Source organism: Streptomyces sp. NPDC005728 (assembly GCF_040630895.1).
In the GTDB taxonomy this organism is placed as follows: domain Bacteria; phylum Actinomycetota; class Actinomycetes; order Streptomycetales; family Streptomycetaceae; genus Streptomyces.
In genome coordinates this window covers 13,543-25,758 of the sequence record NZ_JBEXYL010000058.1, presented here as the reverse complement: position 1 = coordinate 25,758, position 12,216 = coordinate 13,543, and the positions used below count along the sequence as shown (strand labels likewise).

Sequence of the window (12,216 nt, the reverse complement as noted above, 5' to 3'; positions counted from 1 at the left end):
TGCAGGATGGACGCATGGTCAGCTCCGCACACCGAGCCCTCGACGGCTTCTCGCCCGCGACCCGCGGCTGGTTCACGGGGGCGTTCTCCGCGCCCACCGCGGCCCAGGCGGGCGCATGGCAGGCCATCCGGGAGGGCTCGGACGTGCTGGTGGTCGCCCCCACCGGCTCGGGCAAGACGCTGGCCGCGTTCCTCGCCGCCCTGGACCAGCTGGCCTCGGCCCCTCCCCCGGCCGACCCGAAGAAGCGCTGCCGGGTGCTGTACGTGTCTCCGCTGAAGGCTCTCGCGGTCGACGTCGAGCGGAACCTGCGCAGTCCGCTGACCGGTATCCGCCAGGAGTCCGTACGCCTGGGCCTGCCCGAGCCAGAGGTGAAGGTGGGCATCCGCTCCGGCGACACCCCGGCCGCCGAGCGGCGCGCCCTGTCCACACGCCCGCCGGACATCCTGATCACCACTCCCGAGTCGCTGTTCCTGATGCTGACGTCCGCCACGCGTGACGCGCTGACGGGTGTGGAGACGGTGATCCTGGACGAGGTGCACGCGGTCGCGGGCACCAAGCGCGGCGCGCACCTCGCGCTGTCCCTGGAGCGGCTGGACGAGCTGCTGCCGCGGCCGGCCCGCCGGATCGGCCTGTCGGCGACCGTCCGCCCGGTGGACGAGGTGGCCCGCTATCTCTCGCCGCGCCGCAAGGTGGAGATCGTCCAGCCGAAGTCGGGCAAGGAGTTCGACCTCTCCGTCGTCGTCCCGGTCGAGGACATGGGCGAGCTGGGCGGTTCCCCGGCGGCCGACGGCAACGAGGGGGCGGAGAAGCCGTCGATCTGGCCGCATGTGGAGGAGCGGATCGCCGACCTGGTCCAGGCCCACCGCTCCACGATCGTGTTCGCGAACTCACGGCGCCTGGCCGAGCGGCTGTGCAACCGGCTCAACGAGATCGCCTACGAGCGGGCGACCGGCGAGCCCTTGGACGAGCACCACGCGCCGGCCGAGCTGATGGGCGGCTCGGGCGCGGCCCAGGGCGCACCGCCGGTGATCGCCCGCGCGCACCACGGCTCGGTCTCCAAGGAGCAGCGTGCCCTGGTGGAGGAAGACCTGAAGGCGGGCCGGCTGCCCGCCGTGGTGGCCACGTCGAGCCTGGAGCTGGGCATCGACATGGGCGCCGTCGATCTCGTCGTGCAGGTCGAGTCCCCGCCCTCGGTGGCCTCCGGGCTGCAGCGCGTGGGCCGCGCGGGGCACCAGGTGGGCGCCGTCTCCACCGGCGTGGTCTTCCCCAAGTACCGGGGCGACCTGGTCCAGGCGGCCGTGGTCACCGAACGGATGCGCTCGGGCTCCATCGAGTCCCTCAGGGTCCCCGCGAACCCGCTGGACGTGCTCGCCCAGCAGCTCGTCGCCATGACGGCCCTGGACACCTGGCAGTTCGACGACCTGCTCGCCGCGGTCCGCCGCGCGGCCCCCTTCGCCTCGCTGCCCGAGTCGGCGTTCACCGCGACCCTCGACATGCTCGCGGGCCGCTACCCTTCCGACGCGTTCGCCGAGCTGCGCCCGCGCGTGGTGTGGGACCGCGTGGCAGGCACGATCACCGGCCGCCCGGGCGCCCAGCGCCTCGCCGTCACCTCCGGCGGCACGATCCCCGACCGGGGCCTCTTCGGGGTCTTCCTCGCCGGTTCCGACCCCAAGAAGGGCGGCGGCCGGGTCGGCGAGCTGGACGAGGAGATGGTGTACGAGTCCCGGGTGGGGGACGTCTTCACGCTGGGCACGAGTTCCTGGCGCATCGAGGACATCACCCGCGACCGTGTGCTGGTCTCCCCCGCGCCCGGTGTGCCGGGCCGGCTGCCCTTCTGGAAGGGCGACCAGCTGGGCCGCCCGCTCGAACTGGGGCGCGCGGTGGGCGCGTTCCTGCGCGAGGTCGGCTCGCTGCCCAAGGACGACGCCCGGCTGCGCCTGCTCGCGGCGGGCCTGGACGCCTGGGCCGCGGACAACGTGCTGTCCTACCTGGACGAGCAGCGCGAGGCCTGCGGCCATGTCCCGGACGACCGCACGATCGTGGTCGAGCGCTTCCGCGACGAACTGGGCGACTGGCGAGTCGTTGTCCACTCCCCTTTCGGCGCCCAGGTGCACGCCCCCTGGGCCCTCGCGCTGGGCGCCCGCCTCTCCGAGCGGTACGGCATGGACGCGCAGGTCATGCACGCCGACGACGGCATCGTGCTGCGCCTGCCCGACGCCGACCTGATGGGCCTGGACCTGCTCGACCAGGAACCCGTGAAGGCCGGCACGGAGTACGACGGCGAGCAGGCGCCGGTGGGGGCGGCCGACGTCGCCTTCGACAAGGGCGAGGTCGACCAGATCGTCACCGACCAGGTCGGCGGCTCCGCCCTGTTCGCCTCCCGGTTCCGCGAATGCGCCGCCCGCGCGCTGCTGCTGCCGCGCCGCAACCCCGGCAAGCGCACCCCCTTGTGGCAACAGCGCCAGCGGGCGGCCCAACTGCTCCAGGTGGCGAGCGAGTTCGGCTCGTTCCCGATCGTCCTGGAGGCGGTCCGCGAGTGCCTCCAGGACGTCTTCGACGTCCCCGGCCTCGTGGAGCTGATGAGCGACCTCGAGTCCCGCAAGGTCCGTCTGGTCGAGGTCACCACCCCGGAGCCGTCCCCCTTCGCCCGTTCCCTCCTCTTCGGGTACGTCGCCCAGTTCCTGTACGAGGGCGACTCCCCGCTCGCCGAGCGCCGTGCCGCCGCGCTGTCCCTGGACTCCAGGCTGCTGGCCGAGCTGCTGGGCCAGGCGGAGCTGCGCGAGCTGCTCGACGCGGAGGTGCTGGCAGAGCTGGAGCGCGAGCTGCAGTGGTTGACGGAGGACCGCCGCGTCAAGGACGTGGAGGGGGTGGCCGACATCCTGCGCGTGCTCGGCCCGCTGACCGGCGCCGAACTGGCGGAGCGGGGTGCCGAGCCGCAGTGGGCGCAGGAGCTGGCCGCCGCCCGCCGGGCCATCCGGGTCCGCATCGCCGGCGCCGACCACTGGGCGGCCGTCGAGGACGCGGGCCGGCTGCGGGACGCGCTCGGCACGGCGCTGCCGGTCGGCGTCCCCGAGGCCTTCACCGAGCCGGTCAAGGACCCGCTCGGCGACCTCCTCGCGCGCCATGCCCGCACCCACGGCCCGTTCACGTCGGCCACCGCGGCGGCCCGCTTCGGCCTGGGCGTGGCGGTCACCGAGGGCGCCCTGCAACGGCTGGCCGCGAACGGCCGTGTCGTACAGGGCGAGTTCCACCCGGCCGGCATCGGCCAGGAGTGGTGCGACGCGGCCGTACTGCGCCGGCTGCGCCGCCGCTCCCTGGCCGCGCTGCGGCACGAGCTGGAGCCGGTGCCTCCGGCCGCGCTGGCGCAGTTCCTGCCGCAGTGGCAGCACATCGGCAAGGGCCACGGACTGCGCGGCATCGACGGACTGGTGCGCGCCGTCGAGCAGTTGCAGGGCGCCTCCGTACCCGCCTCCGCCCTGGAGAAGCTGGTGCTGCCCTCCCGCGTGGCGAACTACACGCCGTCGATGCTCGACGAACTCACCGCCGCGGGCGAGGTGGTGTGGGCCGGAGCGGGTGCCCTGCCCGGCAAGGACGGCTGGGTCTCGCTGTACGTGGCGGACGCGGCCCCGCTGCTCCTGCCACCGCCGCACCCCTTGGAGCCGACCGCGCTGCACCAGTCCGTCCTGGACGCCCTCTCCGGCGGCTACGGCCTGTTCTTCCGTCAGATCGCCGACCAGGTGCGCGCCACCACCCACCCCGACGTCACCGATCCCCAACTCGCCGATGCCCTGTGGGACCTGGCCTGGTCGGGCCGGCTCACCAATGACACCCTCGCCCCGATGCGCTCCCTGCTGGGCTCGGGCCGTACGGCGGGCTCGACGGCCCACCGTGCCAAGCGCGCCGTCCCGCGCGGTCGCTACGGCTCCCTGACGGCCGCCGCCCGCCCCGCCTCCCGCAGCGGCCCGCCGACGGTGGCCGGCCGCTGGTCGCTGCTCCCCGCGTCCGAACCGGACGCCACCGTGCGCGCCCACGCGCTGGCCCGCGCCCTCCTCGACCGGCACGGCGTGGTCACCCGCGGAGCGGTCGCCGCGGAGGGCGTCGAGGGCGGCTTCTCGGCGGTGTACCGCGTGCTGTCGGCGTTCGAGGAGAGCGGACAGGCGAGGCGCGGTTACGTGATCGAGGGCCTGGGCGCCGCCCAGTTCGCGATGGACGGCGCGGTCGACCGCCTGCGCGCGGTGTCCAACGCCCGCGAACGGGGCGAGGGCCTGCCCGCCCCGAGCCTGCCGAACGGGTTCGCCGGCGGCAGCGGAAACCCGTTCTTCGTCGACGGTGGCCACACCACCCCGAACGCCTTCGACCAGGCCGACGGCGGACTCGCCCACCCGGGCCTCGACGACGACTTCGTCTGGCCGCCGGAGGACCGCACCGCCGCCCCGGGCGACTTCGGCCGGCCACCACAGCGGCACTCCGCAGGCGACTACGTCTCGCCGCTCGACCGCGCTCCCGCCGACCCCTTCGCCTCCCCCGGCTACAGCGGCCCCCGCGGCGGCAGCCCCGCCTCCCCCTACGGCTCACCGGCGGCCCGCGGCTTCGGCGACCGCCGCACGCACGCATCGTCCCCCGACCCCCGCGCCGTGGTCCTCGCCGCGGCCGACCCCGCCAACGCCTACGGCGCGGCACTCCCCTGGCCGGAGCCGCCGAACGGGGCAGGGCACAAGCCGGGCCGCAAGGCGGGTTCGCTGGTGGTGCTGGTGGCGGGCGAGCTGACGCTGTACATGGAGCGCGGCGGCAAGACGCTGCTGGCCTGGCCCTCGGAACCGGATGCCGCCGCCACCGACGACCCACGCCTGCGCACGGCCGCCGAGTCCCTGGCCGCGGCCGCCCGCGCGGGTTCCCTCGGCACGGTCACGGTGGAGCGGGTCAACGGCGCCCCGGCCCTGACCTCCCCCATGGGCACCCTCCTGGAAGCGGCGGGCTTCATCGCGACCCCGCGCGGTCTGCGCCTGAGAGCCTGAGCGCAGCAGCCCCGGAGCACGACCGCCGCAGGTCACCCCACCGTGGCACCCTTGACGCATGCCCGAAGGTGACACGGTCTGGCAGGCTGCGCGGCGGCTGCACGAGGCCCTCGCGGGCAAGGTGCTGACCCGCAGCGACTTCCGGGTACCGAAGTACGCGACGGTCGACCTCACGGGCCGTGCGGTCCTGAACACGACTCCGCGCGGCAAACACCTGCTCACCCGCTTCGAGGGCGGCCTCACCCTGCACACGCATCTGCGTATGGAAGGCGCCTGGAAGGTGTACGGCACGGGCGAGACCTGGCGGGGCGGCCCGGCGCACCAGATCCGTGCGATTCTCGGCACCGCCGATCGCACGGCCGTCGGCTACCGCCTCCAGGTGCTGGAGTTCCTGCGCACCGGCGAGGAGGAGCGCGTCGTCGGCCACCTCGGCCCCGACCTGCTCGGCCCGGACTGGGACCCCGAGCGCGCCCTGGCCAACCTCCTCGCGGACCCCGCCCGCCCGCTCGGCGAGGCCCTGCTCGACCAGCGCAATCTCGCCGGCATCGGCAACGTCTACAAGAGCGAGCTGTGCTATCTGCTCGGCGTGACGCCCTGGCTGCCGGCCGGCGCCCTGCCCACGGACCGCGCCGCCGGGCTGCCCGCCCTCGCCAAGAGGCTCCTGGAGACCAACCGCGACCGCCCGGTCCGCCAGACCACGGGCCTGCACCGGCAGGACCTGTTCGTGTACGGCCGCGCCCCGCGCCCTTGTCTGCGCTGCAACACGCCGGTCCGCGTGGCCGACCAGGGCGACGGATCCCAGGTGCGCCCCACCTACTGGTGCCCGACCTGCCAGACGGGTCCCGCACCGGCGCCGGGAGCGCCGCAGAACTGGCGTGAGCGCCGGCCCCGACGTCCGTCCCCGCCCAACTAATTGACGATCCGTCAGAAACGCTCGTACCGTCGCTGCATGCCCCTCAAGGCGTACGACCTCAGTGGACGCACCGCGTTCGTCACCGGAGCCGCCGGCGGCATCGGCCGAGCCTCCGCCGTCCTGCTCGCCGAGGCGGGAGCCTCGGTGCACTGCGCCGACCTGGACGCGGACGGCCTGCACGGCACCGCCACACTGATCAAGGACCGCGGCGGCAGCGCACGTACACACGTCGTCGACGTCACCGACCGGACCCGTCTCGGCGAGGCCGTCCGGTCCTGCGGGCGCGTGGACGTGATGGCCGCGATCGCCGGGATCATGCACAGCAGCCCGGTCCTGGAGACCCGGGACGAGGACCTGGACCGAGTACTCAACGTCAACTTCAAGGGTGTGCTGTACGCCTGCCAGGAGGCGGTCCGGCTGATGCTCGACCACGACACCCGGGGCAGCATCGTCACGATGGCCTCCGGGGCGATCGACACCGGCGGCTCCGGGCTGCTCTGCTACGGCGCGGCGAAGGCGGCCGTGGTCCAGCTGACGAAGACGCTGGCCACGGAGGTCGGCCGGCACGGCATCCGGGTCAACGCCGTCGCACCGGGCTGGATCCGCACCCCCATGACCGACCGCCACGACCAGGAGGCACAGGCACACACCGAGTCCCTGATGGCCCGGATGTCTCCGCTGGGCCGGGTCGGCGAGGCCGACGACGTCGCGCACACGGTGCTGTACCTGGCGTCGGATGCCTCGGGGTTCACGACGGGGCAGATCCTCCGTCCGAACGGGGGCGTGGCGATGCCCTGGTAGCGTCCCCCGCCCGCCAGGCCGCCGTCCACCGTCCCGTTTCGACCGCACCCAGCGCGCGCCCCTTGGGTACACAGTGCACCGGCAGCACGCTCAGCCCCCAGCCGCTGATCGCGACGGCCCCTTCGAGCACGCCGGTGCCCGCCCCCAGGGCGATGCGCAGCACGGCCCACCACCACACCGCGCCCAGCCCGAGCGCGGCCCCCCAGCGCAGTATCCGCCCCACCATGGCCGCCACCTCCAGCCGGACGCTAGAACGCCACGCGACCCGCACGGGAGGCGCACCGAGGGCTCACTGATGCAACGCCGGACTCTCCGGAACACTCACGCATTCTCTGCCTGGAACATCCAGTGGTGCTTCTCCAGGTCCGCCGTGATGCCGATGAAGATGTCCTGGGACACCGGATCCGCCTCCCCGGTCCCGCCGACGCGCTCCCGCATCCGGACGATCACCGCGCCGAGGGCGTCCACCATCGCCCGGACCGCGTCCGTATCCTTGATCCATCCGGCAGGAGTGGCCCCTATGCCGCTGCTGGAGGCCACCGTGGCCGCGCGCCCGTCGGGCGGGACACCGAGCGCGGACGCCCGCTCCGCGACGGTGTCGGAGTGGGTGCGCGCGGAGGCGACGACCTCGTCGAGCTGGAGGTGGATGGACCGGAAGCGCGGTCCGACGACATTCCAGTGGATCTGCTTGGCGACCAGGGAGAGGTCCACCAGGTCGACCAGGGCGCCCTGCAGCGCCTCGGACACGATCTTCAGATCGTCATCGGGCAACGGACTCTTCACGACGTACATCCGCTTTCCTCCGGTGGTTCGGCACCGTCACGTCCCTCCACGATGACCGCCCCACCGAATACCGGCAAATGGACGCAAAGGAGACACGGATCACAGGCGCGGACCAGGGGGAGCGAGCGGACAACACGAAAGCCCCGGCCGGACTCCTCAGGTCTCCCTGACGAGCCCCGGCTGGGGCTTCACACGTATGGGGTCGTCAAGCCGCGCGCGCGAACGTCACGCGGCGACCACGTCCACCGCCTCGGCGGGTGCCTTGATGGTCACCCGTTCCGGTGGCACACCGGCGACCGACACGGAACCCAGCATCGGACGCACCGCAGTGGGCACGGGTTCGGTGGCCCTGGCGGACTGGGCCAGTTCGGCGAGCGCCAGTTCGTCGCTCACTTCTCGCATCAGTTCCGACATCCGTACGTCCAGCGCGTCGCAGATGGCGGAGAGCAGCTCGGAGGAAGCCTCCTTCTGCCCCCGCTCCACCTCGGAGAGATAGCCGAGTGAGACTCGGGCGGACGAGGAGACTTCGCGCAGAGTACGGCCCTGGCGTTGGCGCTGCCGACGCAGCACGTCACCAAGCAGGCGACGGAGCAGAATCATCGGTGGCTCCCTCCTCGGACCGCGTAGCCGCATCCTTCTCGCCCCACCGTACCGCCTTGCGCCGCGGCCGTGCGGGGAGCGATGTCGTGTTCACTCAGGGCTGCAAACATCAAAACCCCCCGTTCCGTTCCGTATCCTGTGCCCGCTCATTCCCGGTCTGTTCGCCCGCAAGCTCCCTCAGGAGCAGTGCGAGTACGCTCCGTACACTCTCCATACGAATTTCCGCACGGTCGCCGTTCAACCGCAGGGCCTCCACTTTTCCGCCACCGGCAGAACCGGGGCCGGGCGTGAACGGCCCGTCGACGGCCACGAAGACGGTCCCGACGGGCTTGCCGTCCTGGGGATCGGGCCCGGCGACACCGGTCGTCGCGATCCCCCAGTCGGCACCCAGGGCCTTGCGCACCCCGGCTGCCATCTGGGCCGCGACCTGCGGATCCACTGCCCCCTGCTCGGCCAGCAGGGTGGCGTCGACCGCCAGCAGTTCGTGCTTCAGCTCGGTGGCGTAGGCGGTGACCGAACCCCGGAAGACCTTGGACGCCCCGGGGACGGCCGTGATCTCCGCCGCGACCAGACCACCGGTGAGCGACTCCGCGACGGCGAGGCTCTCGCCCCTCACGTTCAGTAGTCGCACCAGTTCGGTGGCCGGGGAACTCACGCTTCCGTCTCCTCCAACGCTGCCGCGCGCTCGGCGATTCCCTGCCGGCGCAGCACAATGGCTTGTCTCACGTAGTCGAGGCCGGTGACGACGGTGAGGACGACCGCCACGGCCATCACCCAGAACCTCATGGTCGCCAGCCACCCCGTCAGTGCCAGGACGTACATCCCGACGGCCACGCCCTGGGTGAGCGTCTTCAGCTTGCCGCCTCGGCTCGCGGGGATCACGCCGTAGCGAATGACCAGAAAACGCATCAGCGTGATGCCGAGTTCCCGGCCGAGGATCACGGCCGTCACCCACCACGGGAGATCGCCCAGGGCGGACAGACAGATGAGCGCCGCCCCCATGATCGCCTTGTCGGCGATGGGGTCGGCGATCTTCCCGAAGTCGGTGACCAGGTTGTAGGTGCGCGCCAGATGCCCGTCGAACAGGTCGGTGATCATGGCGATGGCGAAGGCCGCCCAGGCGAGCGAGCGCCAGGCCGGGTCGTAGCCGCCGCCCGCCAGCATCAGCGCGACGAATCCGGGCACGAGGAGCAGCCGGAGCATCGTCAGCAGATTGGCGACGTTCCACACGCTCGCCTGGTTGACGGCCGCGGCCGCGATCTTCCCACCACGCGCGGGCTTCACGTCGTCGGCGGCGGATCCGGAGGCAGAGGCGGCGGAGCCGGAAGCAGAACCGGAGACCTCGGAAGCAGCGCCGTCGGCAGCCGTGGCGGAACCCCGCGCACGCTGCGCGCCGGAGGAGCCGCCCGCGGCGGATGCCGGGACTCCGGTCATCTGCCCGCCTCCTCACTACACGCGAGCGAGCCCGTCAACGGCTCGGCAACCAGGTCGACACCTTCCGTACCGACCACCTTCGCCTCGACCATACGTCCGACGCTCAGTCCCTCGCCGCTCGTGAGCAGCACCTGGCCGTCCGTCTCCGGCGCCTGGTGCGCGGCACGTCCGTACACGCCCTCCTGCTCGTCCACGGACTCCACGAGGACGTGCACGCTCTCGCCGACGCGGTCCTCGGCGCGCTGCGAGACGAGTTCCTCGGCGAGCCGGGAGATGTGGGCCAGGCGCTCGGCGACGACGTCCTCGTCGAGCTTGTTGTCGTACGTCGCCGCCTCCGTGCCCTCCTCGTCGGAGTAGCCGAAGACACCGATGGCGTCCAGGCGGGCGCCGTTCAGGAAGCGCTCCAGCTCGGCCAGGTCCGACTCGCTCTCGCCGGGGAAGCCGACGATGAAGTTGGAGCGCACTCCGGCCTCGGGGGCCTTGCTGCGGATGGTGTCCAGCAGCTCCAGGAAGCGGTCGGTGTCACCGAAGCGACGCATGGCGCGCAGCACGTCCGGCGCGGAGTGCTGGAAGGACAGGTCGAAGTAAGGGACGACCTTCGGGGTGGAGGTCAGCACGTCGATCAGGTCCGGGCGCATCTCGGCCGGCTGGAGGTAGCTCACGCGCACGCGCTCGATGCCGTCGACCCCGGCCAGCTCCGGCAGCAGGGACTCCAGCAGGCGGATGTCGCCCAGGTCCTTGCCGTAGGAGGTGTTGTTCTCGGAGACCAGCATGATCTCCTTCACACCCTGTTCGGCCAGCCACCGCGTCTCGTTCAGCACGTCGCTCGGGCGACGGGAGATGAAGGAGCCGCGGAAGGACGGGATGGCGCAGAAGGAGCAGCGCCGGTCGCAGCCGGAGGCGAGCTTGACCGAGGCGACCGGGGAGCCGTCCAGGCGGCGGCGCAGGGGTGCGCGCGGGCCGGAGGCGGGCGCGACGCCGTCGGGGAGATCGGCCGGGCCGTGGCCGGGCAGCGCGACGGAGGCGGCCGATTCCTGCCGCTCGGCGGGGCTGATCGGCAGCAGCTTGCGGCGGTCGCGGGGGGTGTGGGCGGCGTGGATGCCGCCGGACAGGATGGTCTGCAGGCGGTCGGAGATGTCGGCGTAGTCGTCGAAGCCGAGCACGCCGTCGGCCTCGGGCAGCGCCTGGGCCAGTTCCTTGCCGTACCGCTCGGCCATGCAGCCCACCGCCACGACGGCCTGGGTTCTGCCGTGGTCCTTGAGGTCGTTGGCCTCCAGCAGGGCGTCGACGGAGTCCTTCTTGGCGGCTTCCACGAAGCCACAGGTGTTGACCACGGCGACGTCGGCGTCCCCGGCGTTCTCGACGAGCTGCCAGCCGTCCGCCTCCAAACGGCCTGCGAGCTCCTCCGAGTCCACCTCGTTACGGGCGCAGCCGAGAGTGACTAGTGCGACGGTACGGCGTTCAGGCATGGGCTCAAGACTACTTTGTCTCTCTGACACCCCACGTCGACGGGGTTGGCCGATCTTGGCCAACCCCGTCGCATCCGCTCACCCGAAGGCCTCCTATCCGGCCTCGGGGTCGCCCTTCGTGTACGTGAGGCGCTCCACTGCGCCCTTCTGGAAGTTGTCCTCGATCTTCTTGCCGTTGACGTACAGCTGGATCGCGCCGGCGTCGCCGAGGATCAGATTGATCTTGGAGCTGTCCTGGAAGGTCTTGGACTCGCCCTTCTTCAGCAGCCCGTCGAAGAGCATCCTGCCGTTGTGGTCCTTGGCGGAGATCCAGCTGCGTCCGCCTGCCGCGCTGACCTGGACGGTCACCTTGTCCTGCGGCGCCGCCGCGATGGCGCTGTCGGAGGCCTCGGACGTCGGCGCGGCGGGCTTGTCCTTCTTGGGCGTGGGCGAGGCGGACTTGCTGGGCGTGGTGGTGGCGCCCTCGGCTACCTGTGACTTGGCGTCGCTGTCGCCGGTGCCGCCCTTGAACGCGGTGAACCCGACGAAACCGATCACGGCGACGATCGCGGCGACCATGGCCGCGGTCCAGTTCGGCCCGCGACGCTCCGGGCGGATACGTTCCGCCTCGAACAGCGGCGCGGCCGGGGTGGGTGCGGGCCGCCCGCCGTGCTCGGCGTCGTACTGCGCGATCAGCGGTGCGGGGTCGAGGTGTACGGCCCTGGCCAGCGTGCGGATGTGTCCGCGGGCGTAGACGTCACCGCCACAGGGAGCGAAGTCGTCCGCTTCGATGGCGTGCACGATGGCGATACGGACACGAGTGGCGCTGCTGACGTCGTCGACGGTGAGCCCTGCCGCGATGCGCGCCTGTTTCAGGGCGCGGCCCACGGAGGGACGGGCTTCCTCGGTCACGTCTGGGAACGGACGCTCGTCTTCAGGGGAGTTGCCGATGGACACGGGGGCGCCTTTCGAGCGTTTGAGCCACCTGTGCTGGAGGTTCAGTCTAGGGGGGTGCGAAAGAGTGGGGCGACCGGGCGGTAGGACTTTGTACGCCATCGGAATGACCAGACAATCCGATGGTGGGACAGACACGTACCCCAGGATGCGATCCGTAGCTGTCCTTTCGCTCAACTTGACGTGCGGCGAAGGGAAACGGTTGCCCGCAGCTCTCTAACGGGTGGATCACGGCCATGCCGCCACCCGGCGTACGTGCGACACGCCG

10 protein-coding genes are annotated in these 12,216 nt (G+C 72.1%); 3 read left to right on the top strand and 7 right to left on the bottom strand.

Annotated elements, in window-relative coordinates; genetic code table 11:
• Positions 1-14: 14 nt before the first annotated feature.
• From ABZ471_RS31220 to ABZ471_RS31210, 3 genes are read left to right on the top strand one after another with little or no spacing between them, the layout of a single operon-like run.
• Positions 15-5,015, top strand: a complete 5,001-nt coding sequence (locus tag ABZ471_RS31220) for an ATP-dependent helicase (RefSeq protein WP_359071065.1) — start codon at positions 15-17, stop codon at positions 5,013-5,015.
• 58 nt (positions 5,016-5,073) lie between these two features.
• Entirely contained in the window at positions 5,074-5,928 is an 855-nt protein-coding gene (locus ABZ471_RS31215) for a DNA-formamidopyrimidine glycosylase family protein (protein WP_359071064.1), read from the top strand.
• Between the two features lie 36 nt (positions 5,929-5,964).
• On the top strand, positions 5,965-6,729 hold the full coding sequence (locus tag ABZ471_RS31210; RefSeq protein ID WP_359071062.1) for an SDR family NAD(P)-dependent oxidoreductase: 765 nt from the start codon (positions 5,965-5,967) through the stop codon (positions 6,727-6,729).
• On the opposite strand, the gene ABZ471_RS31205 is transcribed toward ABZ471_RS31210, so the two are convergent.
• The 7 genes from ABZ471_RS31205 to ABZ471_RS31175 form a co-directional block, all read right to left on the bottom strand.
• Entirely contained in the window at positions 6,677-6,955 is a 279-nt protein-coding gene (locus ABZ471_RS31205; RefSeq protein WP_359071061.1) for a hypothetical protein, read from the bottom strand. The two genes, ABZ471_RS31210 and ABZ471_RS31205, sit on opposite strands and share 53 nt — an antisense overlap.
• A 95-nt stretch (positions 6,956-7,050) precedes the next feature.
• Positions 7,051-7,521 (bottom strand): DNA starvation/stationary phase protection protein, encoded by a 471-nt coding sequence (locus tag ABZ471_RS31200; protein WP_359071060.1) that lies wholly within the window; start codon positions 7,519-7,521, stop codon positions 7,051-7,053.
• Positions 7,522-7,737: 216 nt separating this feature from the next.
• Positions 7,738-8,112, bottom strand: coding sequence for a helix-turn-helix transcriptional regulator (locus ABZ471_RS31195; protein WP_359071059.1), 375 nt, complete (start codon positions 8,110-8,112; stop codon positions 7,738-7,740).
• A 109-nt stretch (positions 8,113-8,221) separates the two neighbouring features.
• Positions 8,222-8,767 (bottom strand): CinA family protein, encoded by a 546-nt coding sequence (locus ABZ471_RS31190; RefSeq protein ID WP_359071057.1) that lies wholly within the window; start codon positions 8,765-8,767, stop codon positions 8,222-8,224.
• On the bottom strand, positions 8,764-9,546 hold the full coding sequence (pgsA, locus tag ABZ471_RS31185) for a CDP-diacylglycerol--glycerol-3-phosphate 3-phosphatidyltransferase (RefSeq protein WP_359071055.1): 783 nt from the start codon (positions 9,544-9,546) through the stop codon (positions 8,764-8,766). Before pgsA ends, ABZ471_RS31190 begins: the two co-directional genes overlap by 4 nt.
• On the bottom strand, positions 9,543-11,015 hold the full coding sequence (gene rimO, locus ABZ471_RS31180) for a 30S ribosomal protein S12 methylthiotransferase RimO (RefSeq protein ID WP_359071054.1): 1,473 nt from the start codon (positions 11,013-11,015) through the stop codon (positions 9,543-9,545). The genes pgsA and rimO overlap by 4 nt, the downstream gene beginning before the upstream one ends.
• Before the next feature lie 93 nt (positions 11,016-11,108).
• Positions 11,109-11,951, bottom strand: a complete 843-nt coding sequence (locus ABZ471_RS31175) for a RodZ domain-containing protein (RefSeq protein WP_359071053.1) — start codon at positions 11,949-11,951, stop codon at positions 11,109-11,111.
• Positions 11,952-12,216 lie beyond the last annotated feature (265 nt).

Coding starts and splice junctions, on each gene's coding strand:
- ABZ471_RS31220 (WP_359071065.1), top strand. CDS start 15: ATGGTCAGCTCCGCACACCGAGCCCTCGACGGCTTCTCGCCCGCGACC.
- ABZ471_RS31215 (WP_359071064.1), top strand. CDS start 5,074: ATGCCCGAAGGTGACACGGTCTGGCAGGCTGCGCGGCGGCTGCACGAG.
- ABZ471_RS31210 (WP_359071062.1), top strand. CDS start 5,965: ATGCCCCTCAAGGCGTACGACCTCAGTGGACGCACCGCGTTCGTCACC.
- ABZ471_RS31205 (WP_359071061.1), bottom strand. CDS start 6,955: ATGGTGGGGCGGATACTGCGCTGGGGGGCCGCGCTCGGGCTGGGCGCG.
- ABZ471_RS31200 (WP_359071060.1), bottom strand. CDS start 7,521: ATGTACGTCGTGAAGAGTCCGTTGCCCGATGACGATCTGAAGATCGTG.
- ABZ471_RS31195 (WP_359071059.1), bottom strand. CDS start 8,112: ATGATTCTGCTCCGTCGCCTGCTTGGTGACGTGCTGCGTCGGCAGCGC.
- pgsA (WP_359071055.1), bottom strand. CDS start 9,546: ATGACCGGAGTCCCGGCATCCGCCGCGGGCGGCTCCTCCGGCGCGCAG.
- rimO (WP_359071054.1), bottom strand. CDS start 11,015: ATGCCTGAACGCCGTACCGTCGCACTAGTCACTCTCGGCTGCGCCCGT.